The sequence below is a fragment of the Azospirillum sp. 11R-A genome (genome assembly GCF_049472615.1).
Lineage (GTDB): Bacteria > Pseudomonadota > Alphaproteobacteria > Azospirillales > Azospirillaceae > Azospirillum > Azospirillum palustre.
This window is the reverse complement of record NZ_JBCEBL010000039.1, coordinates 45,695-72,424: the sequence shown is the minus strand read 5'-3', so window position 1 is coordinate 72,424 and position 26,730 is coordinate 45,695. Positions and strand designations below refer to the sequence as shown.

27 protein-coding genes and 1 tRNA gene are annotated in these 26,730 nt (G+C 69.2%); 14 read left to right on the top strand and 14 right to left on the bottom strand.

The window, feature by feature from the left end:
• Positions 1-73: 73 nt before the first annotated feature.
• Together VH569_RS32475 and VH569_RS32470 are read right to left on the bottom strand one after the other, a co-directional pair.
• The gene (locus tag VH569_RS32475) at positions 74-364 is read right to left on the bottom strand and encodes a hypothetical protein (RefSeq protein WP_098736280.1); all 291 of its coding nucleotides are present in this window, start codon (positions 362-364) and stop codon (positions 74-76) included.
• 94 nt (positions 365-458) lie between these two features.
• Positions 459-707, bottom strand: coding sequence for a hypothetical protein (locus VH569_RS32470; protein WP_098736097.1), 249 nt, complete (start codon positions 705-707; stop codon positions 459-461).
• A 373-nt stretch (positions 708-1,080) separates the two neighbouring features.
• Here VH569_RS32470 and VH569_RS32465 point away from each other — a divergent pair, with 373 nt between their 5' ends.
• Together VH569_RS32465 and VH569_RS32460 are read left to right on the top strand one after the other, a co-directional pair.
• Positions 1,081-1,707 carry a LysE family translocator gene (locus tag VH569_RS32465; RefSeq protein ID WP_423321063.1) on the top strand — a complete coding sequence of 209 codons (627 nt, stop codon included), beginning with the start codon at positions 1,081-1,083 and terminating at the stop codon, positions 1,705-1,707.
• A 115-nt stretch (positions 1,708-1,822) separates the two neighbouring features.
• Positions 1,823-3,388: an HD domain-containing phosphohydrolase gene (locus VH569_RS32460; protein ID WP_423321062.1), complete on the top strand. Its 1,566-nt coding sequence runs from the start codon at positions 1,823-1,825 to the stop codon at positions 3,386-3,388.
• A 137-nt stretch (positions 3,389-3,525) separates the two neighbouring features.
• On the opposite strand, the gene dapB is transcribed toward VH569_RS32460, so the two are convergent.
• Both dapB and VH569_RS32450 read right to left on the bottom strand, forming a co-directional pair.
• Positions 3,526-4,323, bottom strand: coding sequence for a 4-hydroxy-tetrahydrodipicolinate reductase (gene dapB / locus VH569_RS32455; RefSeq protein WP_423321060.1), 798 nt, complete (start codon positions 4,321-4,323; stop codon positions 3,526-3,528).
• Positions 4,324-4,426: 103 nt separating this feature from the next.
• The gene (locus tag VH569_RS32450; protein WP_423321058.1) at positions 4,427-5,398 is read right to left on the bottom strand and encodes a zinc ABC transporter substrate-binding protein; all 972 of its coding nucleotides are present in this window, start codon (positions 5,396-5,398) and stop codon (positions 4,427-4,429) included.
• Between the two features lie 89 nt (positions 5,399-5,487).
• Between VH569_RS32450 and znuC the strand changes: the two genes are divergently transcribed.
• Both znuC and znuB read left to right on the top strand, forming a co-directional pair.
• On the top strand, positions 5,488-6,288 hold the full coding sequence (znuC, locus tag VH569_RS32445) for a zinc ABC transporter ATP-binding protein ZnuC (RefSeq protein WP_423321056.1): 801 nt from the start codon (positions 5,488-5,490) through the stop codon (positions 6,286-6,288).
• Entirely contained in the window at positions 6,281-7,066 is a 786-nt protein-coding gene (gene znuB / locus VH569_RS32440) for a zinc ABC transporter permease subunit ZnuB (protein WP_109050349.1), read from the top strand. Before znuC ends, znuB begins: the two co-directional genes overlap by 8 nt.
• Positions 7,067-7,395: 329 nt before the next feature.
• Here the strand turns inward: znuB and VH569_RS32435 are convergent, their stop codons facing one another.
• Together VH569_RS32435 and VH569_RS32430 are read right to left on the bottom strand one after the other, a co-directional pair.
• Entirely contained in the window at positions 7,396-9,996 is a 2,601-nt protein-coding gene (locus tag VH569_RS32435; protein WP_423321054.1) for a DNA translocase FtsK, read from the bottom strand.
• 66 nt (positions 9,997-10,062) lie between these two features.
• Entirely contained in the window at positions 10,063-11,319 is a 1,257-nt protein-coding gene (locus VH569_RS32430; RefSeq protein WP_423321053.1) for an aminotransferase class I/II-fold pyridoxal phosphate-dependent enzyme, read from the bottom strand.
• A gap of 261 nt (positions 11,320-11,580) precedes the next feature.
• Between VH569_RS32430 and VH569_RS32425 the strand changes: the two genes are divergently transcribed.
• The gene (locus VH569_RS32425) at positions 11,581-12,144 is read left to right on the top strand and encodes a DUF2239 family protein (protein WP_423321051.1); all 564 of its coding nucleotides are present in this window, start codon (positions 11,581-11,583) and stop codon (positions 12,142-12,144) included.
• A 112-nt stretch (positions 12,145-12,256) separates the two neighbouring features.
• Here the strand turns inward: VH569_RS32425 and glnK are convergent, their stop codons facing one another.
• Complete coding sequence (gene glnK, locus VH569_RS32420; RefSeq protein ID WP_012977707.1) at positions 12,257-12,595, bottom strand: P-II family nitrogen regulator; 339 nt, start codon at positions 12,593-12,595, stop codon at positions 12,257-12,259.
• 404 nt (positions 12,596-12,999) lie between these two features.
• Between glnK and VH569_RS32415 the strand changes: the two genes are divergently transcribed.
• From VH569_RS32415 to VH569_RS32390, 6 genes are all read left to right on the top strand, one after another.
• Complete coding sequence (locus VH569_RS32415; protein WP_423321049.1) at positions 13,000-14,274, top strand: UbiH/UbiF/VisC/COQ6 family ubiquinone biosynthesis hydroxylase; 1,275 nt, start codon at positions 13,000-13,002, stop codon at positions 14,272-14,274.
• A gap of 103 nt (positions 14,275-14,377) precedes the next feature.
• Entirely contained in the window at positions 14,378-15,064 is a 687-nt protein-coding gene (locus VH569_RS32410) for a LolA family protein (RefSeq protein ID WP_423321048.1), read from the top strand.
• A 76-nt stretch (positions 15,065-15,140) separates the two neighbouring features.
• On the top strand, positions 15,141-15,776 hold the full coding sequence (locus tag VH569_RS32405) for an HdeD family acid-resistance protein (RefSeq protein WP_423321047.1): 636 nt from the start codon (positions 15,141-15,143) through the stop codon (positions 15,774-15,776).
• Positions 15,777-15,960: 184 nt separating this feature from the next.
• On the top strand, positions 15,961-16,956 hold the full coding sequence (gene qhpR, locus VH569_RS32400; protein ID WP_423321046.1) for an AraC-like transcriptional regulator QhpR: 996 nt from the start codon (positions 15,961-15,963) through the stop codon (positions 16,954-16,956).
• 390 nt (positions 16,957-17,346) lie between these two features.
• Positions 17,347-18,924, top strand: coding sequence for a methyl-accepting chemotaxis protein (locus VH569_RS32395; RefSeq protein ID WP_423321044.1), 1,578 nt, complete (start codon positions 17,347-17,349; stop codon positions 18,922-18,924).
• A 103-nt stretch (positions 18,925-19,027) separates the two neighbouring features.
• Complete coding sequence (locus tag VH569_RS32390) at positions 19,028-19,426, top strand: DUF6157 family protein (RefSeq protein ID WP_423321042.1); 399 nt, start codon at positions 19,028-19,030, stop codon at positions 19,424-19,426.
• A gap of 23 nt (positions 19,427-19,449) precedes the next feature.
• Here VH569_RS32390 and VH569_RS32385 read toward each other — a convergent pair whose 3' ends face one another.
• Both VH569_RS32385 and pobA read right to left on the bottom strand, forming a co-directional pair.
• Positions 19,450-19,806: a Lin0512 family protein gene (locus tag VH569_RS32385; RefSeq protein ID WP_423321040.1), complete on the bottom strand. Its 357-nt coding sequence runs from the start codon at positions 19,804-19,806 to the stop codon at positions 19,450-19,452.
• A 112-nt stretch (positions 19,807-19,918) separates the two neighbouring features.
• On the bottom strand, positions 19,919-21,118 hold the full coding sequence (pobA, locus tag VH569_RS32380) for a 4-hydroxybenzoate 3-monooxygenase (protein WP_423321038.1): 1,200 nt from the start codon (positions 21,116-21,118) through the stop codon (positions 19,919-19,921).
• A gap of 160 nt (positions 21,119-21,278) precedes the next feature.
• Here pobA and VH569_RS32375 point away from each other — a divergent pair, with 160 nt between their 5' ends.
• The 3 genes from VH569_RS32375 to VH569_RS32365 all read left to right on the top strand — a co-directional run bounded on the left by VH569_RS32375 (position 21,279) and on the right by VH569_RS32365 (position 24,052).
• Positions 21,279-22,259, top strand: a complete 981-nt coding sequence (locus VH569_RS32375; protein WP_423321037.1) for a helix-turn-helix domain-containing protein — start codon at positions 21,279-21,281, stop codon at positions 22,257-22,259.
• 74 nt (positions 22,260-22,333) lie between these two features.
• Complete coding sequence (cysE, locus tag VH569_RS32370) at positions 22,334-23,170, top strand: serine O-acetyltransferase (protein ID WP_423321071.1); 837 nt, start codon at positions 22,334-22,336, stop codon at positions 23,168-23,170.
• 132 nt (positions 23,171-23,302) lie between these two features.
• On the top strand, positions 23,303-24,052 hold the full coding sequence (locus tag VH569_RS32365) for a DUF3750 domain-containing protein (protein ID WP_423321035.1): 750 nt from the start codon (positions 23,303-23,305) through the stop codon (positions 24,050-24,052).
• Positions 24,053-24,145: 93 nt separating this feature from the next.
• Here the strand turns inward: VH569_RS32365 and VH569_RS32360 are convergent.
• The 5 genes from VH569_RS32360 to infA all read right to left on the bottom strand — a co-directional run bounded on the left by VH569_RS32360 (position 24,146) and on the right by infA (position 26,708).
• Positions 24,146-24,221: transfer RNA gene (locus VH569_RS32360), tRNA-Phe, on the bottom strand.
• A 118-nt stretch (positions 24,222-24,339) separates the two neighbouring features.
• A complete protein-coding gene (locus VH569_RS32355) occupies positions 24,340-24,579 on the bottom strand; it encodes a DNA gyrase inhibitor YacG (RefSeq protein WP_423321033.1) in 240 nt (79 codons plus the stop codon).
• A gap of 30 nt (positions 24,580-24,609) precedes the next feature.
• Positions 24,610-25,845, bottom strand: coding sequence for a ribonuclease E/G (locus VH569_RS32350; protein WP_423321031.1), 1,236 nt, complete (start codon positions 25,843-25,845; stop codon positions 24,610-24,612).
• On the bottom strand, positions 25,832-26,464 hold the full coding sequence (locus VH569_RS32345) for a Maf family protein (RefSeq protein ID WP_423321029.1): 633 nt from the start codon (positions 26,462-26,464) through the stop codon (positions 25,832-25,834). The genes VH569_RS32350 and VH569_RS32345 overlap by 14 nt, the downstream gene beginning before the upstream one ends.
• 25 nt (positions 26,465-26,489) lie before the next feature.
• Positions 26,490-26,708 (bottom strand): translation initiation factor IF-1, encoded by a 219-nt coding sequence (gene infA / locus VH569_RS32340; protein WP_012977999.1) that lies wholly within the window; start codon positions 26,706-26,708, stop codon positions 26,490-26,492.
• Positions 26,709-26,730: the final 22 nt, after the last annotated feature.

The following is a 26,730-nucleotide window of genomic DNA, read 5'->3' as shown; positions in this document are numbered from 1 at the left end:
CTCCGGATCGGAGCGGCGGGCCTTTGCTTTTCCGGCCGCGGCCTATGCCCGCCGGCCCGTCAGTGACGAGGTTTCAGTGACGAAGCTGGACGCGTCCGCCGTTCCTGCGCGCGTCATCGACGCTGGCGATGGCGGGAAGGCCGCGCAGGAAGGCGGCGCCGGTGTCGGTCGCCTCGAACAGGACATGGCCCTGGCGGTCCTGGCCGCGGAAACGGGCCTCGGTCGCCATGCCGGCATTTCGGACGGCGGCCGACAGGTCGGACACGGCCTTCCAGATGCGGGCACGGTGTTCGGCGGCGCTGGAACAGCCGGTCGCATCCGCGACGGCCAGCGTTACGGTAAAGGAATGAAGCTCGATCGCCATGGTGGCACCACGGAACTTGGAGTGCGGGGTTCGGAAAACCCGGAACGTTCCGGCCATCGGCCGGATACGGCGCCGGCCCTTGGGATCGAGAAACTCAGTCGTAACGGGGAAGCTTCGACAGGACGATGTCGCTGATGAGGCCGCGGAGCTGGCTGACCGGGAGCTGTTCGACCGGAATGCTGACAGCGCGGGCGTAGGTCTCGCAAACGTGCCAGGCGTGGTCGGGTTCGACCAGGATGTGCCGGGCGAGATCATGTTCGTCGGCGTTCGCCCGTCCAGGGAGCGCCTTTTCACAGGCCAGAGCGGTTTGCACCATATCGCTGGCCAGATTGTGCAGGTTCATGGATGGCACCTTCCCATGTTCGGGAAATCGTTGGGGACACAAACAAACTAGACCTTCGTTCCGGATTCCACAATGGCGCCTATGACGTTCGGCTGTGACAATTCGACGATGGAGTCACAACCGGCGCCTGGGCGTTGCCACCGCGGACCGGCCGATATCGGGACCAACATAGGGCGCGGCGAATTATTCCGCCTGTGACCGTTTCGCGGGTCTGACGCGGCAAATTTCGGCCGGCTCCGCCGCCACTGCGCTCTTGCGCCGGGACGGCTTTTGCTTATGGGCGCCACGGTCCGTCCCGCCTCCAACACCGTTGCGCAGGCCTGCCGGTTGTGGATTGATGAGTGGGTCACTATCCATACTGGAGACATGCATCATGTCCGCCGACCTGTGGCTCGCCTTCGCCGCCGCCTCCGCCATCATGCTGATGATCCCGGGGCCGACGGTGCTGATCGTCGTGTCCTATGCCTTGGGCCATGGGCGGAAATCGGCCATGGCGACGGTGGCCGGGGTGGCGTTGGGCGACTTCACGGCGATGACCGCCTCCATGCTGGGGCTGGGGGTGCTGCTGTCGACCTCGGCGGCGCTGTTCACCCTGCTGAAATGGGCGGGCGCCGCCTATCTCCTCTATCTCGGCATCAAGCTGTGGCGGGCGCCGGTCAAGGGCGCGGAGGCGGTGGCCGACGACTCGGACGTCCGGCCCTGGCGCATGATGTTGCACACCTATGCCGTCACCGCGCTCAACCCCAAGAGCATCGTCTTCTTCGTCGCCTTCCTGCCGCAGTTCCTCGACACCGGCCGGCCGCTGGCCGGGCAGATGGTGGTGATGGAGGCGACCTTCCTGGTGCTGGCGACGCTGAACGCCGCCGGCTATGCCCTGCTGGCCTCGGCGGCGCGGCGCGCGGTCAGGACTCCGTCGGTGCAGCGGGCGGTCAACCGGGTCGGCGGCTCGCTGCTGATGGGCGCCGGGCTGCTGACCGTGGCCTGGAAGCGGACGGCCTGAGCCGCTTCATTGACAAACCATTATAACTTCACCGAAAATTGTTTGAGAATGGGGTGATGCACGCGCCGGTAATTTTTTGACGCCGGCCAGGGCGAATCGATCCGCGGGGGCGGTGATGGTCAACGGGGGCAAAGGGGCCGACAGGGCGGACACTCTCCGGCGGGACTCCGCCGGGGACATTCTGGAGTTCGCCGCCGAGGCGGAGGAGACCGCCGACGGCGGGCGGCGCAATCCGCCCTGGCTGATCCTGATCGTCGACGACGACCACGAGGTCCACGCCATCACCCGCGTCGTGCTGGGCGAGATGATGTTCGAGGAGCGGCCGCTCCGCTTCCTGTCCGCCTACACCGCAAGGCAGGCGCGGTCGCTGCTGGCCGAGCATCCCGGCATTGCCGCCATCCTGCTGGACGTGGTGATGGAGACCGACGATGCCGGGCTGAAGCTGGTCCGCCACATCCGCGAGGAGATGGGCAACCGGCAGATCCGCATCATCCTGCGCACCGGCCAGCCGGGGCAGGCGCCCGAACGGCAGGTGATCGCCGCCTACGACATCAACGATTACAAGGCGAAGAGCGAACTGACGGCGCAGAAGCTCTACACCGCCGCCGTCGCCGCATTGCGCTCCTACCAGCACATCGCCACCATCGAGCATGGCCGCCAGGGGCTGGAGCGGGTGATGGAGGCGGCCGACCATCTGGCCGGGCTGCGCTCGCGCCCGCAATTCCTGGCCGGGCTGGTCGGGCGGGCGGCAGCGCTGGCGACCGGCGCCCACTCCGCCCTGCTGTGCGCCGCCGGGAAGGACGGGCAGCCGTCGATCGTCGCGGAGGCCGGGCTGCCGGCCGAGCTGCCGGCGGAGGCCGCGGCCACGATCATGGCGGCGCTGGCCGACGGGCAGACGCGCTGGAGCGAGCGCTGCGGAGTCGCCGTGCTGCGCGGCCGCGATGCGCCGATGCTGGCGCTCTGCCTGCTGGGCGGTCCCTTCGCCGCGGGCGACCGGCCGCTGGTGGAGCTGCTCTGCACCAAGGCGGCGGTCGGGCTGGACAATCTGCGGCTTTACGAGCGACTGAACCAGGCGCAGATCGCCACCGTCCATGCGCTGGGCAAGCTGGCCGAATACAAGGACGAGGTCACCGGCGACCATGTGAAGCGGCTGGGCCGCTGGGCCACCGCCATCGCCCGCGAACTCCAGGCCCGCAACACTTTCGCGCACGAGCTGGACGACTGGTTCTGCGACACCATCGGGCTGGCCAGCGTGCTGCACGATGTCGGCAAGGTCGGCATCCCCGACGCCATCCTGCGCAAGCCGGGCCGGCTGGACGAGGCGGAGATGACGGTGATGCGCGAGCATGCCGCCATCGGCGGCAGCATCCTGCGCGATGCCTGCGGCGGCGACCGCCACGGCTATCTGTCGATGGGCGCGGAGATCGCCGAGAGCCATCACGAGAAATTCGACGGCAGCGGCTATCCGAAGGGGCTGGCCGGCGACGCCATCCCGCTGGCCGGCCGCATCGTCGCCGTCGCCGACGTGTTCGACGCCCTGCTGCACCGCCGCCCCTACAAGAAGGCGTGGGACATCGCCGAGGTGCTGGACCTGCTGCGGGCTGAGGCCGGCAGCCATTTCGACCCGCGGGTGGTCGACGCTTTCCTGACGGTGCTGGAACGCGACGGGGCGGGGACGTAACACCCGCCGCCCCATCCAGTTTTAGAGTTGTCTGATGCTTATTGAAGCACCAGACAACTCTAAGCTTTTGGTTTTCCGTATGATTCACGCTTCAAGCGATTCCGCTTGAACCGATCACACTCTAAAGAGGCCGGCTCTCAGACGCCCAGCACGTCGCGCATGCTGTAGAGGCCCGGCGTCTTGTCCTGCGCCCACAGGGCGGCGCGGACGGCGCCCTTGGCGTAGATCCCGCGGCCCGACGCCTTGTGGGTCAGCTCGACCCGCTCGCCCTCGCTGGCGAAGAACACGGTGTGGTCGCCGATCACGTCGCCGCCGCGCAGCGTGGCGAAGCCGATCTCGCCGCGCGGACGGGCGCCGGTGTGGCCGTCGCGCACCTTCTGCCAGACATCCTCCAGCGCCACCCCGCGCCCGGCCGCCGCGGCCCGGCCGAGGCCCAGCGCGGTGCCCGACGGCGCATCGACCTTGCGGCGGTGGTGCATCTCCAGGATGTCGATGTCGTAATCGTCGTCCAGCGCGTGGGCGACCTGCTCGACCAGAGCCAGCAGCAGGTTGACACCCAGCGACATGTTGGGCGACTGGACGATGGCGGTGTGGGTGGCCGCGGCGGCGATGGCCGCCTGCTGCGACGGGTTGAGGCCGGTGGTGCCGACGACCAGCACGGTCTCCGACTGGGCGGCGAGCGCGGCGTGACGCTCCGTCGAGTCCGGGCTGGTGAAGTCGATCACCGCGTCGGCCTCGGCGAAGAGCGCGACCGGGTCGTCGATGGCGGTCACGCCCAGCGGGTCGATCCCGGCCAGGATGCCCAGATCCTTGCCCAGCGCCGGACCGCCCAGCCGCTCGGTCCCGCCGGCCAGCGTGCAGCCCGCGGTCGCCGCGATCTCGCGCACCAGCATCTGGCCCATGCGCCCAGCGCACCCGACGACACCGATCTTCATGACGCCCATCCTCTGTTCAACGCTTGCGGCCAGCTCTTCCGGCCAGATCTTCCAGCCGTACTTTCCCGCCCTCCCAGCGGTTTAGCACAGGCCCGGCCGTGGCTTAAGCGCCAAGGCAGCCGCGCAGCGATGCGGCGAGGTTGCGCATCAGGGTGGGGTAGAGCGCCTCGCCCTCCGGCAGGTCGGCGCCTTCGGGGTCGAGCACCCCGGTTTTGGCCTTGGTGCCTTCCACCACCGTGCGGACCAGCGTCGGTTCGAACTGCGGTTCGGCGAAGACGCAGGCGGCGTTCAGCCCGGCGATCTTGGCGCGGATCGCCGACAGCCGCTTGGCCGACGGGCGGCGGTCCGGGCTGACGGTGATGGAACCGACCGCCGACAGGTCGTAGCGCGCCTCGAAATACTGGTAGGCGTCGTGGAAGACGACAAAGGGCCTGTCCTTCAGCGGCGCCAGCGTGGCTTTCAGTTCGGCATCCAGCGCGTCGATGGCCTGGAGCGTGCGGTCGGCGTTGGTGCGGTAGGCCTCCGCATCGGCCGGATCCCTGGCGGCCAGCGCGTCCGCCGTCGCGGTGACGATGGCGCGGGCGTTGGCGGGATCGAGCCAGATGTGGCTGTTCAGCTCGTCATGGTCGTCGTCGTGGTCCGCAGCGTGGTCGTGGCCCTTGTGGCCGTGCTCTTCATGCCCGTGGTCATGTGCCTCCCAGGCGCCGCCTTCGCGGGTCTGCAGCAGGGTCAGGCCCGTCTGCTCCATCAGGGTCAGCCGCGTCGCCTTCGGTGCGTTGGCCTTCAGCGGCTTTTCCAGGAACCCTTCCAGCTCGGGACCGACCCAGACCACCAGATCGGCGGCCGACAGCGCCTTCGCATCCGACGGCTTCATCGTGTAGCTGTGCGGCGAGGCGCCGCCGCGGACCAGCAGGACCGGGTCGCCCACCCCACGCATGACCGCGGCGACCAGCGAATGGATCGGCTTGATCGACACCACGACCTTCGGTGCCTCGGCCCAGGCCGGCAGGGCGGCGGTGGCGACAAGAGCGCTCAGGGTGCCGGTCAGAAAGCTGGACAGGGCAAATCGACGCATGGGAGGGATCCTCTAGACTTGCTGGACAGGCTTCCGGTTTCAGCGCATAGGGAAACCGGTTTCACTTTGGTGTCACGTTATAACGTAACATGTCAACACCGTACCCAAGCCGGGATAGCTCCGCCCTCTTCGCCGGCCCGCTCGCCTGGACCGAGGATCTGACCGTCCGTTTCGGCAGCCGCACCGTGCTGGACCGCGTCAACGTTGCCGTCCAACCGGGCGAAGTGGTGACGCTGATCGGCCCGAACGGTGCCGGCAAGACGACGCTGGTGCGCGCCGTGCTGGGGCTGACGGCGGCCGACGGCGGGCGGGTGCTGCGGCGCCCGAACCTGCGCATCGGCTACATGCCGCAACGGCTGTCGGTGGACCAGACGCTGCCGCTGACCGTGCGCCGGTTCCTGGCGCTGTGGCGGCCGGTGACCGCAGATCAGGTGGCGGCGGCGCTGGAGGAGGCTGGGGTGACGCGGCTTGCCGACTCGGCGGTGCAGACGATTTCCGGCGGCGAGATGCAGCGGGTGCTGCTGGCCCGCGCCCTGCTGGGTGAACCGGACCTGCTGGTGCTCGACGAGCCCGACCAGGCGGTGGACGTGCATGGGCAGGCGGAGCTGTTCAACCGCATCGCCCAGGTGCGGCAGCGGCGTGGCTGCGGCGTGCTGCTGGTCAGCCACGACCTGCACACGGTGATGGCGCGCACCGACCGGGTGATCTGCCTGAACGCCCATGTCTGCTGTTCCGGCCGGCCGGAGGATGTCAGCCGGCACCCGGAATATCACGCCCTGTTCGGCGGCCATGCCCGCGACCTCGCCGTCTATGTCCATCACCACGACCATGCCCATGCCGAGGACGGCAAGGTCGTGCACGACCATGACGGGGACTGCTGCCATGGATGAGTTCGTGATCCGCGCCCTGCTGGCCGGCGGCGGCATCGCCCTGCTGGCCGGGCCGCTGGGCTCCTTCGTGGTGTGGCGGCGCATGGCCTATTTCGGCGACACGCTGTCCCATTCCGCCCTGCTGGGGGTGACGCTGGGCTTCCTGCTGGGCGTCAACCCGATGATCGGCGTGATGGTGGTCTGCGTGTCGCTGGCGCTGGCGCTGGTGGCGTTGCAGCGCCGCCGCCATCTGGCGGCCGACACGCTGCTGGGCATCCTGTCGCACGGCTCGCTGTCGCTGGGGCTGGTGGCGCTGGCCTTTCTGGAGACGCTGCGCGTCGACCTGATGGCCTATCTGTTCGGCGACATCCTGTCGGTGACCGACGGCGACCTGATGGCGATTTATGGTGGCGGTGCGGTGGCGCTCACCGGTCTGGCGCTGCTGTGGCGCCGGCTGCTGGCGGTGACGGTGGACGAGGATCTGGCGCGGGTGGAGGGCATGCCGGTCGATGCCCTGCGGCTGGCCTTCATGCTGCTGATCGCGCTGGTGATCGCCATCGCCATGAAGATCGTCGGCATCCTGCTGATCACCTCGCTGCTGATCATCCCGGCGGCATCCGCCCGCCGCTTCGCCCGCACGCCGGAAGGAATGGCGGCGCTGGCGTCGGTCCTGGGCATCCTGGCGGTGATCGCCGGAATCCTGGCTTCGCTGAACTGGGATCTGCCGGGGGGGCCGAGCGTGGTGGTGGCTGCCGCCGCGCTGTTCCTGCTGGGATCGCTGGTGCCGTTGCGGCGCTGACGCGAAGCACCGTGCCGGCAGCGCCGTCTGCAATCAGGAAAAGAATACGTTTGCGCGAATTGCCCGTTTGCCGACGTGGCCGCCTGCGCCATAGTCCGCCGGCGGACGCGATGGCGGGAGGGCCGCCATCGCCGCCGTACCAACGGAGGGCTGGAGGATGGAGAAAATCCTCACTCTCCTGATCCTGGTGCTGGAGATCGTCAAGCGGCTGCTTGACCTTCTGACGCACTAAGATCGGGCGGGCGGGCCGGGGAATTGCCGTCCTCGGCCCGCCTACCCCCGATATTGGTGCTGCACCCGCCCGCTGTCAACGGGCAGCCCGAAAACACTCACTCGTCGATGTTGCGGGCCAGAACTTCGCGCTTGCCGGAGTGGTTGGGCTTGCTCACCACCCCTTCGGTTTCCATCCGCTCGATCAGGCGGGCAGCGGAGTTGTAGCCGATGCGGAGCTGGCGCTGGATGAAGCTGGTCGAGGCCTTGCGCTCGCGGCAGACCACCGCCACCGCCTTGTCGTAGAGGTCGTCGCCCGATCCGCCGCCGGTGCCGGGCAGGGCGCCGTCGTCGAAGGACTCCTCGCCCTCCTCGTCCTCCAGAATGGCGTCGACATAGTTCGGCTCGCCCTGGGCCTTGAGGAACCTGACGATCTGTTCGACCTCGTGGTCCGAGACGAAGGGACCGTGGACGCGGGTGATGCGGCCGCCGCCAGCCATGTAGAGCATGTCGCCCTGGCCCAGCAGCTGTTCGGCGCCCTGTTCGCCGAGGATGGTGCGGCTGTCGATCTTGCTGGTGACCTGGAAGCTGATGCGGGTCGGGAAGTTGGCCTTGATGGTGCCGGTGATGACGTCGACCGACGGACGCTGCGTCGCCATGATCAGGTGGATGCCGGCGGCGCGCGCCATCTGGGCCAGACGCTGGATCGCCGCCTCGATGTCCTTGCCGGCGACCAGCATCAGGTCGGCCATCTCGTCGACGATGACCACGATGTAGGGCAGCTCGGTCAGGTCGAGCGGCTGCTCCTCGAACAGCGGCTTGCCGGTGTCGGGATCGAAGCCGGTCTGGACGCGGCGGGTCAGCGACTCGCCGCCCTCGCGCGCCTCGCGCAGGCGGGCGTTGTAGCCCTCGATGTTGCGCACGCCCAGCTTGGACATGTTGCGGTAGCGGTCCTCCATCTCCCGCACCGTCCATTTCAGCGCGACCACCGCCTTCTTGGGGTCGGTGACGACCGGCGTCAGCAGATGGGGAATGCCTTCATAGACCGACAGCTCCAGCATCTTGGGGTCGATCATGATGAAGCGGCAGCGCTCCGGCGGCAGCCGGTAGAGCAGCGACAGGATCATCGTGTTGATCGCCACCGACTTGCCCGAGCCGGTGGTGCCGGCGACCAGCAGGTGGGGGAAGCGGGCGAGGTCGGCGACCACGGGCTGGCCGCCGATGTCCTTGCCGAGCGCCAGCGCCAGCTTGCCGCCATGCTTGTCGAAGCCTTCCGCCGCCATCAGCTCGCGCAGCAGCACGGTCTCGCGCTTGGCGTTGGGCAGCTCGACGCCGATGACGTTGCGGCCGGGGACCACGGCGACGCGGACCGACACCGCGCTCATCGAGCGGGCGATGTCGTCGGCAAGGCCGATGACGCGGGAGGATTTGGTGCCGGGGGCCGGTTCCAGCTCGTACAGGGTGACGACCGGGCCGGGATGGACCTTCTGGATCTCGCCGCGCACGCCGAAATCGCCCAGCACGCCTTCCAGCTGGCTGGCATTGCGCTGAAGCGCCGCCTCGTCCAGCTGCTCGCCGCGGATGCCGGTGGGCGGCACCTGCAGCAGGTCGAGCGGCGGCAGCTCGTAGCCCTGCGGCCCCTCCTCCTCGCCCAGCGGCAGGCGGCTCTGGCGCGGGTCCGATTTGTCGCCCTTGTTCTCCGACGCGGCGGATTTGGGCGGGGTGACGATGGGAACGGTGCGGATCGGCTTGTCGGCTCCGCTGGGCGCGGCAGCCGGGCTTGCCGCTGGCCCGGCCGTCAGCGTAACCCGGCTGGCATCGAGGCCGGCGGGGGGAGGCTGAGGGACCTGAACGGCTTCGTCGAAACGCGGGATGTCGTGTTTGCCGCCGCGCAGCGAGGCGTCCACGGCCACCGAGGCGGCCTGCGCGGCAGTGCGGCCGTGGCGGCGCAGGGAGTCCACGCCGTTGCGGGCGCCCTGGCGGATCAGGCGGACGCCGTTGACCATGCCGCGGCCGAGCGCGCGGAAGCTGGCGATCCATTCGCCGATCGACAGCCCGGCCGCCAGGAACAGCACCAGCCCGCCGCCCACCGCGGCGACGGTCGCCACCATCGGCTCGGCCCCGAACAGGTTGCCGACCCCGCGCAGCAGCACCTGGCCGATGCTGCCGCCCGGAAGCGGGGCCAGAGGATCGGTGGAGGCGTCGGTCAGGCCGGCCAGCGCCATCGCCACCAGGAACACGCCCCACAGCGCCAGGACGGTGCGGAACAGCGGGTTGCCGAGCTTGCGCTGGGCCCCCAGCCGCCAGCCCCAGAACATCGGCACCAGCGCGATGACGAAGGCGGCCCAGCCCAGTGACTGGATCAGCAGGTCGGCGGCATAGGCGCCGGGGATGCCGAACAGGTTGTGCGCGCCTCCCGCCGTGGCGGGGACCGAGTTCAGCGAGGCGTCATGCGGGTCGTAGCTGCCCAGCAGCACCATCAGCAGCAGGCCGAACAGCCCCAGCACGAACCCCATCGCCTCGCGCGCGCGGGCGACGACGAAGGCGCGCATGGCCGGCGAGAAGAAGGGCGGATTTTCCTGCCGGTTGCGGCCGGAGCGGATGCGGTCCTTTCCCGGCTCCTTCGCGGCCTCGCGGGGCGCTCCCTTGCGCGGGCTGGGGGCGGGCCGTCCCAGGCTGGGCCGGGGGCGCGCGGAGGAGGGGCCGGCGGGTCGGGCCATGGGACGGAAACCTCGTGCTGTAGAAACCGAAAAAAGGGGCTGGCCGGAACCGGGTGCCGGAACCGTTCAGCCGAGAATGCGGACGATGGACGCGCAGGCCTGGGCGACGGTGTCGGTGTCCTGCACCAGGGCGACGCGGATGAAGGCCTCGCCGGGGTTCGGCTCGCCGGGGTTGCTGCGCGACAGATAGGCGCCGGGCAGGACGCGGACCGCGCCCTCCGCCCACAGCCGCTTGGCGGCCTCCTCGCCGTTGCCGACCTCCAGCCAGAGGAAGAAGCCGCCGGCCGGGCGGTAATAGCCGTAGCGGCCGCCCAGTTCCGCCTCCGCCGCCGCGAACTTGGCGCGGTAGGCGGCGCGATTCTCCTCCACATGGGCCTCGTCGCGCCACAGCGCGGTGCTGGCGGCCAGGATCGGCAGCGGCATGCCGGCGCAGCCGTAGCTGCGCAGGCGGGAGAAGCGGCCGATCAGCGCCGGGTCGCCGGCGACGAAGCCGGAGCGCAGGCCGGCGGCGCTCGACCGCTTGGACAGGGAATGGAAGACCAGCAGGTTGGACCAGGGCTTGCCGTCCGCGTAGGGCAGGCCGGCTGCGACCTGGAGCGCGCCGACCGGCGGGGCGTCCAGCCAGATCTCGGCATAGCATTCGTCGACCGCCAGCACGAAACCATACTGCCGCGCCAGAGCGATGGCCTTGGCGAGATAGGCCGGCGTCGCCGCGGCCCCTTGCGGGTTGGCGGGGGTGCAGAGGTAGAAGAGCGCCGTGCGCTCCAGCAGTTCCGGCGTCAGGGCGTCGAGGTCGGGCAGGAAGCCGGTCTCGCGCGTTGCCGACAGGAACACCGGCTCCGCCCCCGCCATCACGGCGGCCCCCTCATAGGGCGCATAGAAGGGGTTGGGCATCAGCACCGCCGGCTGGCGCCCGGCCTTCTGCGTCGGCACCGCCAGCAGGGCCAGCATGAACAGCGCCTCGCGCGTGCCGGACAGCGGCAGGATGGAGCTGTCGGCATGCAGCAGCCCGGCCGGCAGATCGTAGCGGCGGGTCAGCCAGTCGCCGGTCGCGGCGCGGAACTCCGGCGTGCCACCGACCGGCGGATACTTGTTCCAGCCGGATGCGCTGGCGCGCAGCGTCTCCTCGATGATGGCGGGCGGGGTGTGCTGCGGCTCGCCCACCGTCAGCAGGACGGGAGCGACGTTGGCGCGCGGGGTGATCGGCGCCAGCAGATTGGCCAGCCGGGTGAAGGGATAGTCGGTCAACAGGTCGAGCCGGTCGTTGCCGATCGCCTCGGTGAAGACGGCACCGCTGTTGACGCTGAAATCCGCAGAAACCATGGCGACCGCAACCCTCTTCGCAACCCCGGATGCCGCGCCCCGGCCCGGGGAGGCGGCCATGTCTTCGATTGAGCGACCGATCCTATCGGCGGGGCACGGGGGGCACAAGCGCCCAGAACCTTTGGGCGCGGCGGGTGGCCGAACGGTCACAGGAGACGGAAGACAGTGTCCTTACGGGTCGCTCCTCTATTTCATCCGGGCGATATTGACGCCCGATTTTCATCCGGGTAAAATATGCTCCTCACAACAGGAGCTCCGACCATGTCCGTTACCGCCGAGACCCTCTGCACCGCTTTCCGCGGCGAGCGCCGCCTGGCCGCCGGGGATGCGCTGAGCGTCGCGCGGGCGGTGCGGTCGGCACTGGACGCGGAGCCGGATGGGCCGCCGGTGCTGGTGTTCGACGATGCCACCGGCAAGGCGGTCGACCTCGACCTGCGGGGAAGCGATGACGAGCTTGCGTGGCGTCTCTCCCCACCGCCGCGGGGGCCGGGGCGGCCGAAGCTGGGTGTCGTCGCGCGGGAGGTGACGCTGCTGCCGCGCCATTGGGACTGGCTGAACGCGCAGCCGGGCGGCGCGTCGGTGGCGCTGCGCAAGCTGGTGGACGAGGCGCGCAAGGGCGGCGAGGCGAAGGACCGGGTGCGCCGGGCGCAGGAGGCCGCCTACCGCGTCATGCTGGAACTGGCCGGCGACCGGCCGGGCTATGAGGAGGCGGTGCGGGCGCTCTATGCCGCGGACCGCGCGCGGTTCGAGGCGCTGACGGCGGACTGGCCGGCCGACGTGCGCGATTACGCCGGTGCGATGGCGGCGGACGTCTTCGGCGACTGAGAATGGCGACTGAGGGATAGGAAGCCGGCTGAGGATTTGGGACAGGCGCGCGGMMCSCSCSCCCGCCGGGTCCGTTCCCGCCGGAAGGAGCGGACCCCGAGGGTCGGCAGCCTTACAGCGCCTCGGCGTTGGTCTCGCCGGTGCGGATGCGCACGGCCTGGGCGATCTCCAGGACGAAGATCTTGCCGTCGCCGATGCGGCCGGTGTTGGCGGCCTTCTGGATCGCCTCGACAACCTGCTCGTACTGGTCGTCGGACACGGCGACCTCGACCTTCACCTTGGGCAGGAAGCTCACGGAATATTCGGCGCCGCGGTAGATTTCCGTCTGGCCCTTCTGGCGGCCGAAGCCCTTGACCTCGCTGACGGTCAGGCCCTGGATCCCGAGCGACGTCAGCGCCTCGCGCACTTCGTCGAGCTTGAACGGCTTGATGATGGCCATAACCAGTTTCATGTGGCTTCCCCTTAAAGCGTTGTTCCGGCCGCGTGCAAGGCTGTGGCAGCCCCGTTGCGGTTCCAGTCCGGCCCGACACCGTACCGTTCCCCCGCCGTTGGCCCAAGCCTGTTCGCGTCGACCGCAAAAATCAACGATTACAAGAATCGTGCCGGTTGAAATGCGCTGCAACGATGGGAATATGCCTGTTGATTGGGCGCTCAAAAAGGCGGCATTTGCCCAAAATCAGTTCAGCGACAATCTGTCCGGCGGTCTGCCAGCGCCGGGCTGGGACTGGACACTGGACAGGACGCCGCAGTGCGACAATTGTCTGATCGCGGCGTCACCGGTGAGGTCCAGGGGCAAGGCTCAGGTCCCGCCGGCGGCCGGCACAGGCATTGTAAGGCGAGAAGGCAGCGAGCATCATGGCCGTACCGGGCACCGAATCGGGCAACGCGACCGTCCCCCCGCAGGGCAGCGACATCACCACGGAGGTCGTGGTGCTGGGCGGCGGCCTGGCCGGGCTGACCATGGCGGCGGCGCTGGCCGGTGCCGGCGTGCCGGTGGTCTGCATCGACCAGGACAGCCCCGAACGCATGGGCGAACGGGATTTCGACATCCGCACGACGGCGATCTCCTACGCCTCCAAGATGGTGCTGGATGCGGCGGGCGTGTGGCACCACATGGCCGACAAGGCCGGCCCGATGCTGGACATCCGCATCGCCGACCAGTTCTCGCCGCTGTTCATCCATTACGACCACACCGAACTGGCGGTGGAGGGCAAGCACCAGCCCTTCGGCTGGATCCTGGACAACAAGGACATCCGCCACGCCCTGTTCACCCGCGCGGCCGAACTGCCGGGGCTGGTTCATCTGGCGCCGGCCAAGGCGGTGACGGTGGAGCGGACGCGGTCCGGCGTCTCGGTCCGGCTGGCCGACGGGCGGACCGTGCGCGGCCGGCTGCTGGTCGGCGCCGACGGGCGGCGGTCGATGGCGCGCGACAGCGCCGGGATCAGGGTGCGGCGCTGGTCCTACGACCAGAGCGCCATCATCTGCACCATCCGCCACACCGAGCCGAACAAGGGCGTCGCGGTCGAGCATTTCCTGCCCAACGGCCCCTTCGCCGTCCTGCCGATGACGGACAACCGCTGCTCCATCGTGTGGAGCGAGAAGACCTCGCTGGTCGACACCTATCTGAAGCTGCCCGACGACCAGTTCGTCGACGAGCTGCAACGGCGCTCCGGCGGCTATCTCGGCGAGATCACGCTGCTGACCAAGCGCGAGGCCTGGCCGCTGTCGGTCCTGCTGGCCGACCGCTTCATCGCCGACCGGCTGGCCCTGGTGGGGGAGGCGGCGCACGCCATCCACCCCATCGCCGGCCAGGGGCTCAATCTCGGCATGCGCGACGTCGCGGCCCTGGCCGAGGTGGTGGTCGATGCCTATCGCCTGGGGCTGGACGTCGGCGGGCCGGAGGTGCTGGCCCGCTTCCAGCGCTGGCGCCGGTTCGACACCGTGCTGCTGGCGGCGGTGTGCGACGGGCTGGTCCACCTGTTCTCCAACAGCATCCCGCCGGTGAAGCTGGCGCGCGACCTGGGCATGGCGGTGATCAACCGGCTGCCGCCGGTCAAGCGCTTCTTCATGAAGCACGCCATGGGCGTGGTCGGCGACCTGCCGCGGATGATCAAGGGCCAGCCATTGTAAGCAGTCACTTTGACCCGGCACCGGTAATCCTTGGCAGCGGGGGGCGGACGCCTTATGTCCGCCATACCGGCCGGTTAAGGAGCCGGGCTCCGAACGACCGAGGATGAAGACCGTGCTTCGCCGCCTTTCCGCCGCCCTGCTGTCCGCTCCCCTGCTTTATGGCGCCCTCATTGCCGCGCTGCCGGCCGCCTTCGCCCCGCCCGCCTTCGCCGCGCCGGCCACGCCCGTCTCGCTGACGGCGCAGGACCAGGCGGTCGTCGCCAAGGTGGAGGAGTATCTGAACGGCATCACCACCCTGCAATCGAAGTTCCTGCAGGTGGCGCCGAACGGACGGCAGGCGACCGGCACCTTCTCCCTGTGGCGGCCCGGCAAGATGCGGCTGGAATATGACCGGCCGCTGAAGGACTTCATCGTCGCCGACGGCAGCTTCGTCTTCTATTGGGATGGCGAGATGCGCCAGCAGTCGAGCGCCCCCATCGGCTCGACGCTGGCCGATTTCATCCTGCGCAAGAACATCCGCCTGTCGGGCGACGTCACCGTCACCGACGTGTTCCAGGCCCCCGGCGTGATCGAGGTCAGCCTGCTGGAGACCAAGGACGCCGGCAAGGGCACCCTGACCCTGGTGTTCGAGGACCGGCCGTTCCAGCTGCGCAAGTGGCGGGTGCTGGACGCTCAGGGCCTGACCACCGAGGTGGCCCTGCTGAACCCGCGGACCGACGTCACCTTCGACCGCGAGATGTTCTATTTCAAGGAGCCGGCGCGCGGGTCGGACTTCGGCCGCAACAACTGAGCGGCCGGCGGCAGGCGGGCAACAAAACCCTTCGCTTCCTGTTGTCATTGCACGTGATGGCAGCGGGAGGCTTTCCATGGCTTACGATCAGGTCGGCCGGCCCGGACCGGCGGGCCGCCTGCGCGGCATGAACAGGGTGCTGGCGCGCAACTGGTGGGCGCTGGCCCTGCGCGGGGCGGCGGCGATCCTGCTGGGGGTGCTGGCCCTGCTGATGCCGGGGGTGACGGTGGCGACGCTGGCGCTGACCTTCGCCGCTTATCTGCTGCTCGACGGCGTCTTCGCCATCCTGGCCGGCCTCCGCGCCTCCCGCCACCATGAACGCTCGCTGCCCTTCATCCTGGAGGGGGCGGTCAGCCTGATCGCCGGCATCGTCGCCGCGCTGTGGCCGGCCGCCAGCCTGTTCGCGCTGGTGTTCCTGATCGCCGCCTGGTCGGTCATCACCGGCTTCGCCGAGGTGATGGGGGCGTGGCGGATGGAGCGCACCCACGGCAAATGGGCCTGGGGTGTGGCCGGCGCGCTGTCGATCCTGTTCGGGCTCAGCATGTGGATCCTGCCGGCGCTGGGCCTGCTGGCGCTCGCCTGGGGTGTCGCAGCCTACCTGATCGCCTTCGGCGTGCTGGCGCTGGTGACCGCCTTCCGGCTGCGGCACTGCCATCGCGGGAACGGCGCCCCAGATGGAGGTTCCGGCGGCGGGATGGCGGCGGCGCGTTGAGGGCGCCTGCCAATCCATAGCTCCATCGTACAATTTCCTATACGAACAGTCTCTGGCAGCCTGAAGTCCGGCACGATGTTTGCTGCGTTGCGGCAAAACGGCTGCGAGGGGCTGTGTCATGACGCCGCACCGACCGACTCTTGGGCAAACTGCCGGCCAGCTTGGCGGGAGCCGCACAGGAACTGTGCAACACAACATCCTGGCCGCCGCAGCCTGCGGGGTGTCGGACTTCATCGCCGCCCAGGGCGGCTGTCCCGATCAGGTGTTCCACCGCGCGGGCGTGGAGGAGCGTGCGCTCTGCCAGCCGACGCTGGCGCTCGACCTCCGCGCCTATGTGGCGATGATGGAGGTGGCGGCGGCGGAGACCGGCAACGACAATTTCGGCCTGATGTTCGGCCGCCAGTTCCAGCCGGAGATGCTGGGGCTGATCGGCTCCATCGCGCTGGCCGCCCCGACCTTGGGGGCGGCGCTCGACCATCTGGCCCGGCTGTTCCCCTTCCACCAGCAGGCGACCGAAACCCGCTTCGTCCGCGAGGGCGAACTGCTGCGGCTGGAATACCGCATCCTCGACGGCTGCATCGTCGAGCGTCGGCAGGATGCCGAGCTGACCATGGGCATGTTCGCCAATGTGGTGCGCGCCTGCCTCGGCCCGGCCTGGATGCCGGAGGAGGTGCATTTCGAGCATCCCAAGCCGGAAGGCTGGCGCCAGCATGAAGCGCTGTTCGACGCCCCCGCCCATTTCGGCCAGCGCACCAACGCCATCCTGCTGCGCGACCGCCAGCTCGACCGCCGCATGCCCGGCGGCGACATGGCGCGGCTGACCGGGCTGTGCGGCACGCTGATCGACATCGCCCGCGACACCGGCACGCCGCCGCTGCTCGACCGCGTGAAGGCGGAGGTGCGGGCGCGGCTGCCGGAAGGCCCGACTTACGTCGAGGACATCGCCGACCGGCTGGGCATCGCCCGCTGGACCCTGCAACGCCGGCTGGCCGACGAGGGGCTGAGCTTCTCCGATCTGGTCGAGGGGGTGCGGCGCGATCTGGCGGCGGTCTACATCCGCCAGCGCCATGTCCCGGTCGCCGACATCGGCGCGCTGCTGGGCTATTCGGAAGTCAGCGCCTTCAGCCGCGCCTTCCGCCGCTGGTTCGGCATGTCGCCGGCGAAGATGCGCGGGGCCTGAGGCCCTTCGGAAACCCTGCTCCGCTTCCCGCCGCTGTGCCGTCTCCCTCCCCCGCATCGAAGGACGCTCCTGCCCGGGTCACCCGATCCGTGGCGGGCATAAACGCGTTGGGCGAACAATCTCCCGGTTATTTCCCCGCAAATGCGGGGCTCTGCCATTGACGTATCGTATGGATATTTTTCTTGAACGTCCGTTCAGCTATGCCAAAAGGTCTAATCACGATTCTGGAAACAGCACAGAATGGCGTCCCGTCAGACGCCATGAAGGGAAGGGCGTTCTTTCATGTTGAATAACCTCAGCATCACCAAAAAAATTCTAGCGCTCGTCGCGCTGGCCTTGTTTTGTTCTTTCGCGATTGTTTTTTACAACTTTACAAATTTGAAGCAGTCTATGCTTGAGGATCGCAAGCAGGCGATCCGCAACATTGTGGAAACCGCGGTCAGCGTCGCCGAACATTACAATCGCGAGGCGACGAGCGGCGCGCTTCCGGTTGAAGAGGCCAAGACGCGCGCCCGGAACGTGATCCGCGCCCTGCGCTTCGGCAAGGGCGACTATTTCTTCGTCTACAACACGAACGGCGTCACCGAAGTCCACGGCACGCGCAAGGAACTCGAGGGCCAGATGCGTCTGGAGGAGAAGGACGTCGACGGCTTCCCCTTCCTGCGCCAGCAGATCGCCAATGCGCAGGCCGGCGGCGGCTTCACCACCTACCGCTTCACCAAGCCGAACGGCGGCAGTGAGGTCTATGCGAAGATCTCCTACGACGCCCCCTTCACGCCGTGGAACTGGGTGATCGCGTCGGGCGTCTATGTAGACGACATCGACAACAGCTTCGCCGACAAGCTCTACCGCGCCCTGGCGGTGGTCGCCGGCGTGATCGCGGTGATGCTGATCGCCTCGACCTATCTGGGCAGGGCGATCACCGGGCCCATCGCCGTGCTGGCGGCCGCCATGCGCCGGCTGGCCGACGGCGACCATGGCGTGACCATCTTCGGTGCCGGGCGGCGCGACGAGATCGGCGCCATGGCCCAGGCGGTCCAGGTCTTCAAGGACAACGGCATCGCCATGGAGGCGCTGCGCCGCGATAACGAGCAGGCCGCCGAACAGTCCGTCGCCGACCGGCGCAAGGGCATGATGGATCTGGCGAACGGTTTCGAATCGCAGATCAAGACGATCGTCGACAGCGTCGCCCAGCAGGCGTCGCAGCTGCGCTCGACCTCCGGCGTGCTGACCGACATCGCCCGGAACGCGTCCGACCAGTCCGAACACACCCTGCGTGCCGCCTCCGACGCCGGCAGCGGCGTGCAGATCGTCGCGGCGGCGGCGGAGCAGCTGGCCTCGTCGATCCAGGCGATCAGCGCCGAGGTCAGCCGGTCGACCGGCATGAGCCAGAAGGCGGTGGACGAAACCCAGCGCACCGCCGGGATCGTCGCCGGCCTGACCGCCGCCGCCGGGAAGATCGGCGACGTGGTCAACCTGATCAACGCCATCGCGTCGCAGACCAACCTTCTGGCGCTGAACGCCACCATCGAGGCCGCCCGTGCCGGCGAGGCCGGCAAGGGCTTCGCCGTCGTCGCCGGCGAGGTCAAGAGCCTCGCCAACCAGACGGCGAAGGCCACCGAGGAGATCAGCGCCCAGATCGGCACCATCCAGACCGCCACCCGTTCGGTGGTCGGCGCCATCGACGACATCAGCGGCATCATCACCGGCATCAATGAAACCGCCACCACCATCGCCTCGGCGGTCGAGGAGCAGGGGGCGGCGACCCGCGAGATCGCCCGCAACGTGCAGCAGGCGGCGAACGGGGCGCAGGAGGTGGTCAGCCGGGTCCAGGGCATGCAGAAGATGGCCGGGGAAACCGGCAGCGGCGCCAGCCAGGTGGAGGAGGCCGCCTCGGACCTGCTGATGCAGTCCGAGGAGCTGACCCGTCAGATGGACCGCTTCATCGGCGGCATCCGCGCCGGCTGACCGCCCACGCAGGAATGCAACCTCGCGTGGATGCAATCGGAGTCCGCGCCGTCTACACTGTCCCGGCAGCATCGTCGCTTGGGGACATTTGGGGGGCGCCGGGATGTCTACGAACTACATCGACACCTTCATCACGGTCTCGGCCGATTGCAAGGCGAAGGCGGGCACTGTCCCGCCCAAAGCCGGTACGATCGGCGCGTTGCAGCTCTCCCTGCTGCTGGAGCGGCCCTATGGCCTGACCAGCGAGGAACTGCTGCTGGAAGTCCACATGATCCGCAACGGCATTCCGCCGGCGGATCGCGAGGCGGCGCGGGAGAGTCTCTTCGCGAAGCCGCAGGCCTGCCTGCGGACGTCACCGCTGGTGAAGAGCTATGGCTGGGGCCTGCACCATGACGGCACCGGGCGGGTCGCCGCCCATGCGGTCGAGAGCGGCGCCTACCGCGACCTGAGCACCCGCCCGGACCTGACCGTCGTTGCCGGGATGCGCAACGGCCGCGGCTGACGACCTCCGTTGCCGGCCTCCGCTCAGATGCCGACCTCCACCGCCGCGTTGACGACGTAGATCTGCTCGTTGCGGTCGTTCTTGTCGGCCAGGAAGATGCCGCTCGGCGCCAGCATGCCGCCGCCGGTGACGTGGATGCTGACCGCGCCATAGGGGAAGACGGCCTTCACCGCCTCGTGGTCCAGCCGCTCGGCATCGGCCGGCACGGCGAGGTGGACGCGCACCTGCATTTTGCTGGTGTCGCCATCCACCAGCGCCCGCATGCCCGGCATCGAGTTGCGCTCTATGGCGTTGCGCACGGCGCGGACGGCGGCCTTGGTCACGTCCTGGCCGTGCAGATCCACCCCCATGCCGAGTTCCACGAACATCACCTGCTTCATCGTGCCGGGCTTTCCTGTCGGTGTCGGATGACGGGGATGATGGCGCGGACCCGCGGTAAGAGCCAGGGGGCGGCGGCGGATTTTCGGGGGGTGGAAGGCAATAGGGCCCCGCTCACTCCATCGGCAGCCCCACGTAATTCTCCGCCAGCGCCGTCATGGCGGCGCGGGACTGCACCAGATAGTCCAGTTCCGCCAGATGGACGCGCTGCTCGAAGGGCGACTCCCGCTCGTTCCGGTGCAGCATGGTGGTCATGTACCAGGAGAAGCGCTCCGCCTTCCAGATGCGGCGCAGGCAGGTCGCGCTGTAGCCGTCCAGCCCGTCGGTGCTGCCGGATTTATAGTAGGCGGTCAGGGCGCGCGACAGCACTGCCACGTCGGCGACCGCGAGGTTCAGCCCCTTGGCGCCGGTCGGCGGCACGATGTGGGCGGCGTCGCCGGCGATGAACAGGCGGCCATGCTGCATCGGATCGCAGACGAAGCTGCGCATGGCGATGATGCCCTTCTGGAAGATCGGCCCTTCGGTCAGGGTCCAGCCGCTGTCGTCCTCCAGCCGGCGGTGCAGTTCGGACCAGATGCGGTCGTCCGACCAGTTGGCGATGTCGTCCCTGGGATCGACCTGGATGTAGAGCCGCTGCACCTCCGGCGAGCGGGTGCTGAGCAGGGCGAAGCCGCGCTCGTGGTTGGCGTAGATCAGTTCGGGGTGCGACGGCGGCGCCTCGGTCAGGATGCCGAGCCAGCCGAAGGGATAGACCATCTGGTATTCGCTGCGGGTGGCGGCGGGGATCGCCTGCCGGCTCGGCCCGTGGAAGCCGTCGCAGCCGGCGACGAAGTCGCAGTGCAGCTCCTCTACCGGCCCGTCCGGGCCGCGGCGGTACTGTACGCGCGGCGCCTTGCCGTCGAGGTCGAGGAACTGAACGTCGGATACGCCGAACAGGATGGTGCCGCCATCCTCCAGCCGGGATGAGACGAGGTCGCGGATCACCTCGTGCTGGGCATAGACGGTGACGCGCTTGCCGCCGGTCAGTTCCGCCATATCGATGTGGTGGCTGCGGCGGTCGAAGCGCAGCGTGATGCCGGAATGGAAATGGGCCTCCCGCATCATGCGCTCGCCCAGCCCCATCCCGTTCATCAGGTCGACCACCCACTGCTCCAGCACGCCGGCGCGGATGGTGCCCTCGATCTCCTCGCGGCTGCGGTGTTCGAGGATGATCGACTCGATGCCCTGGCGGTGGAGCAGATGGGACAGGAACAGGCCGGCCGGGCCGGCGCCGACGATGACGACCTGGGTGCGGGTTGGTTTGGTGGGGTGCATGTCTCTCGCCCTCCTTGGGGACCAGGGGCAGGTGTGTTTTGCAAATTGTTGCTCACACCAATCATTGGTGTTCATGCTATTCCCGGGCGGGAGGGCCGGACATAGACGAACCGGCGAAAGGCTTGTACTTTTCAATGCCTGCCCGACGGAGCCCCGTGCGATGTCCGCCCACCTTGTCCACGGTGCCGAACCCATTCCCCGCTATTGGCTGTACGGCGAACCGCCGGCGGTGCCGGAGCTGCGCTTCGTCCATATCGAGACGATTCCGGAACGGATGCGCTTGTACAATTGGGAGGTCCGCCCGCATCGCCATGACGGGCTGAGCCATGCCCTGCTGGTCGGGGAGGGCGGCGGGCGGCTGACCGCCGACGGGGTGGAGGTGGAATTCCGCGCCCCGGCGCTGATCGTCGTGCCGGCGCAGGTGGTGCACGGTTTCCGCTTCGATCCCGGCACCGACGGGCATGTGCTGACCATGTCGGAGGGGTTCCTGGCCGGCGTTCTGGCCGCGGCGCCGGAGGCGGAGCTGCGCGATGCCCCGGCCCTGCCGCAGGCCTGGAACCTCGATGCCGGGTCGGACGAGGCGGCGGCGCTGGACCGCTGCTTCGCCGAGATCAGGCGGGAGTTCCGTGCCCACCACATCGGCCGGGCCAGCGCCATCGCGGCGCAGGTGACGCTGCTGCTGGTCGCCGCCGCGCGGCTGGCGGCCGACCGGCGGCGGGACAGCGCGGACCGCGACGGGCAGGGGGCGTCGCCCGACCTCAGGCTGCTCGCCCGGCTGCGGCCGATGGTCGACGAGCGGTTCAGCCAGCATTGGCCGGTCGAGCGCTATGCCGCGGCACTGGGCGTCACGCCGGGCCGGCTGAACGCCGCCTGCCGCCGGGTCACCGGCCTGTCGACCCTGCAGCTGGTCCATGCCCGGCTGATGCTGGAGGCGCGGCGCTCGCTGATCTACACCGGCCATGGCATGGCGGAGATCGGCTATGCCCTGGGATTCGAGGACCCGGCCTATTTCTCCCGCTTCTTCACCAAGCGCGAGGGGCGGTCGCCGCAGGCCTTCCGCCGCGCCCATGCGGATGGCGGAACGGGAGGCAGCGTTGACTGGAACGGCCTTGACCGGACCGGGGGCGTCTCACCACAGTAACAGCCTTGCGTCCCATGGCGCGGATGCGGACCGATTCAATGCTTGGGCCCGGTTTGCCGGAGAGGGTGGTGGCGATGGACAGCCTGGACGTCACGATGCGCGAGCCGGCCGAAACGGTCGAACAGTCGCTGTGGCGCCGCCTGCGCGCCGATGCCGTCCGGGTGGCGGAGGAGGAGAGCGGCCTCGCCCCCTTCCTCTATGACGCGGTGCTGGCGCGCGACGGCTTCGGCCCGGCGCTGGCCGCCCTGCTGGTGCGCAAGCTGGCCGACCGCGCCATGCCGGAGGACCGGCTGGCCGCCGTGGTGCGCGACGCGATGGAGGCCGACCCGGCCATCGTCGAGGCCGCCGCCGCCGACCTTGCCGCCATCCTGGCGCGCGACCCCGCCGCCGACGGTTGCCTGACGCCCTTCCTCTATTTCAAGGGCTACCATGCCCTGCAATGGCACCGCGTCGCCCACTGGCTGTGGCGGGCCGGCCGCCACGACCTTGCCCATTTCCTGCAAAGCCGGGTGTCGGAAGCCTTCGCCGTCGACATCCACCCGGCGGTGCCGGTCGGGCGCGGCGTGTTCATCGACCATGGCACCGGCGTGGTGATCGGCGAGACGGCGGTGATCGGCAACGACGTGTCGATCCTGCAGAACGTCACGCTGGGCGGCACCGGCAAGGAGCATGGCGACCGCCACCCGAAGGTGCGCGACGGCGTGCTGCTGTCGGCCGGGGCCAAGGTGCTGGGCAACATCACCATCGGCGCCCATGCCAAGGTCGGCGCCGGCAGCGTCGTGCTGAAGGACGTTCCCGGCTGCGCCACCGTCGCCGGCGTGCCGGCCAAGGTGGTCGGCTGGTGCCGCGACGAGCCGGCCCCGGCGCTCACCATGGACCAGAGCCTGCAACAGGGCGACTACAGCATCTGACCGGCCTGTCCGCGTTCCGTCCCTCCGCTGTCACCGGAAATCCGCGGTCATTGTGCCCATATGGGCCGTGCCTATATGCAGCAAGGCGGGCGGCAAGCCCGGAGCTGAGGGCAGGGCGCGAGGGCCGTGAGGGTGTTGCTGGCATTTCTGTTGACGCTGGTCCTGCTGCTGGCCGGGCCGGTGTTCCTGCTCGCCTCCGGTGCGGTGCCGACCGCCGTCGACTGGAGCCGCATCGACCGCAGCCCGGTCGGCCTCGCCCCCGATGCGGCGACGACGCCGGAGGCGGTGGTCCAGGTTTATGCCGCCCGCGTGCTGTCCTGGCGCGGCGCCTTCGGCGTGCATCCCTGGTTCGCCGTGAAGCCGGCCGGCGCCCGCAGCTACACTGTCTATGAGGTGATCGGCTGGCGCGCCTACCGCGGCCTGTCGGTGGTGTCCGTCAGCAACCGCGACCCCGACGGCCGCTGGTTCGGCGCCCAGCCCGCCTTGCTGGCGGAGCTGCGCGGCCCCGCCGCCGAAGCCGCCATTCCCAAGATCGCCAAGGCCGCCGCCGGCTACCCCTATGCCGGCGAGTACCGCGTCTGGCCCGGCCCCAACAGCAACACCTTCGCCGCCTGGGTCGCCCGCGCCGTGCCGGACCTGCGGCTCGACCTGCCGTCGACGGCGCTGGGCAAGGATTATCTGGGCCGCAGCGTGTTCGCGCGGGCGCCGAGCGGCACCGGCTGGCAGATCAGCCTGTTCGGCGTCGCCGGACTGCTGCTGGCTTTGGAGGAGGGTGTGGAGGTTAATTTGCTGGGTCTGACCATCGGCATCGACCCGCTGGACCTTGCAGTGAAACTGCCGGGAATCGGACGGGTGGGATGGTTCGGGTCGAAGCCGCTTTGAAAGTAGCGGAAGAACTCGATTGGAATGGAGAAGAGTAGGGGCGGTTGTCTTGACCGGATAACACAATCCACGCCTTGAACTTCTAAGGGAGGATGGTGCCCAGGGACGGAGTCGAACCGCCGACACGGGGATTTTCAGTCCCCTGCTCTACCAACTGAGCTACCTGGGCATCTCGGCGCCGCTTGGTGGGTGACCGTTTCGGTCGGTGCGGCGCGTCGTGTGGGGCGCTTTTTAGAGAGGTTCGGACGGGCTGTCCAGAGGAAAATTCAAAAAATTTTCGACCCCTCTCACAGCCCCTCGTCAGGGTCGGATCCGCCCGGAACATCGGCGGTTTCCGGGCCTTCGATGCGGTAGACTCCGCCCAGCCAGCGCGACAGGTCGATGTCGGCGCAGCGCTTGGAACAGAAGGGGCGGGTGGCCGGCTCGGTCGGGCGGCCGCAGATCGGGCAGTTGGTGCCCGCCTTGGTGCCGGCCTGGGCATGGGGCTGGGAGCGCTGCGGTGCGCCGGGGGAGCGAGGGTCGGACAAGGGAAGGCCTCCGTAACGAACTGTAAGCAGTCAGGGCCGCAGCAGGACCGCCAGCGGCGTGCCGCGGCGGGTCCGGGTCAGTTCGACCAGGCCCAGTTTGGACATGCCATACACTTGGGTCTGCACCGGGTCGCTTTCCACCGCCTGCGACAAGGCGGCCAGCACACGCTCGGCATCGCCGCGGCTGCGCATGTTGACGAAATCCACCACCACGATGCCGCCGACATTGCGCAGGCGAAGCTGGCGGGCGATCTCCGCCGCGGCGTCGAGATTGACGTCCAAGGGGTTGCCGCGCTCCCCGGCATTCACGTCGACCACCGTCAGCGCCTCCGTCCGCTCGATCACCAGCGAACCGCCGAGCGGCAGCGGCACCCGGACGTCGAGAAGCCCGGCAATCGCGGAGTCGAGGTCGTGCAGGTCGAACAGGCGCTGGGCGTCCGTGTGGCCGGCGAGGCGCGGCAGCAGGTCGGGAGCGTGGTGGCCGCACCAGTCGCACAAGCTCGACAGCAGCGGTCCGTCGCCGATTCTGATCCCGTCTGTGGGCGGCGGGTCGTCGACCAGGATGGCGGCCGGAGCGGCGGCTCCCTGTTCGATCAGGGCGCGGGTGGGGGCGTCGGGGCCGGGATGCAGCAGGCGCGGGGCGGAGCCGGCGCGGGCGTCGTCGCGGATGGCGCGCCATTGCAGGTGCAGCGCTTCCGATTCGGCGGCCAGCAGCGCGTCGGATACCTGGGCGGCGCCGGCGCGCACGATCCAGCCGGCGCCGGTGGCGAGCTGTTCGATGCGGCGGGCCAGCGTGGCACGCTCCGGACCGGAGCCGAGGCGCTTCGACACCGCGATGTCGCGGCCGAGCGGGGCATGCACCAGGAACCGGCCGGGCAGGGTGATGTCCATCGTCAGCGACGGACCCTTGGCTCCGGCGGCATCGGCCTTCACCTGCACCAGCACCGGCTGGCCGGTGCGCAGGAGCGCGCCGATGGGGGCCTGCTTGGCGCCCGGCCGATGGGGACGCGATTGAGGGGAGTCGTCGTCGAGGATGGGACGGCGCACGTCGGCGGCCGGCAGCAGGCCGGACAGGCCGTTCCCGAGGTCGACGAAGGCGCCGTTCAGGCCGGTGGCGATGCGCTCCACCCGGCCGAGGATGATGGCGCCGAGCAGCGACGGGCGGCCGGCATGGTCGATGTGCAGGTCGGTCAGGCGGCCATCGGTCAGCACCGCCGCCCGCGTCAGCGGGCCGTCGCGGTCGACCAGCAGCTCAAGCCTGCTCATCGTTCGGATGGGGGATCGGAGGGTGCGGGAAGCCGGCGCCGTGCAGCATGCCGGCGACCTCGTGCAGCGACAGCCCGACGACATTGCTGTAGGAGCCGCCGATCCAGCGCACCAGCGCCCCCGCCCGGCCCTGGATGGCATAGCCGCCGGCCTTGCCCTTCCATTCGCCGGACGCGATGTAGGCGTCGGTCTCCGACCGGTCGAGCACCTTGAAGGTGACGTCGGTGCGGACCAGCCGGTCGATCCGGCGGTGGCCATCCCCGTCGGGCACCAGCAGCACGATGCCGCCGATCACCCGGTGCCGCCGGCCGGACAGCAGGGACAGGCAGCGTCGCGCCTCCTCCTCCCGTTCGGCCTTGGGCAGGATGCGGCGGCCGCAGGCGACCACGGTGTCGGCGGCGAGAATCCACGAACCGGTATGGCGCGCGGCGACGCACGACGCCTTCTCCGCCGCCAGACGCAGGGCGTGCTGGGGCGGGAGTTCGTCGCGCAGCGGCGTTTCATCGAGATCGGCGGGATCGACCGCGTCGGGCACGATGCCGATCTGGCGCAGCAGGTCGAGCCGGCGGGGCGAGGCCGAAGCCAGCACCAGCCGGGGCGCCTTGGACGGGATCGTCACGGGGAACCGCGATGCAGCAAGGATGCTACTTGAACCGGAAGGTGATGCGGCCCTTGGTCAGGTCGTACGGCGTCATTTCCACATTGACGCGGTCGCCCGCCAGGACGCGAATCCGGTTCTTACGCATCTTGCCGGAGGTGTGCGCCAGAACCTCGTGATCGTTGTCGAGCTTCACCCGGAACATCGCGTTCGGAAGCAATTCGACGACGGTCCCGGAAAACTCGATCAGATCTTCCTTTGCCATAGGCCCTTATGTCCGTCCTAAT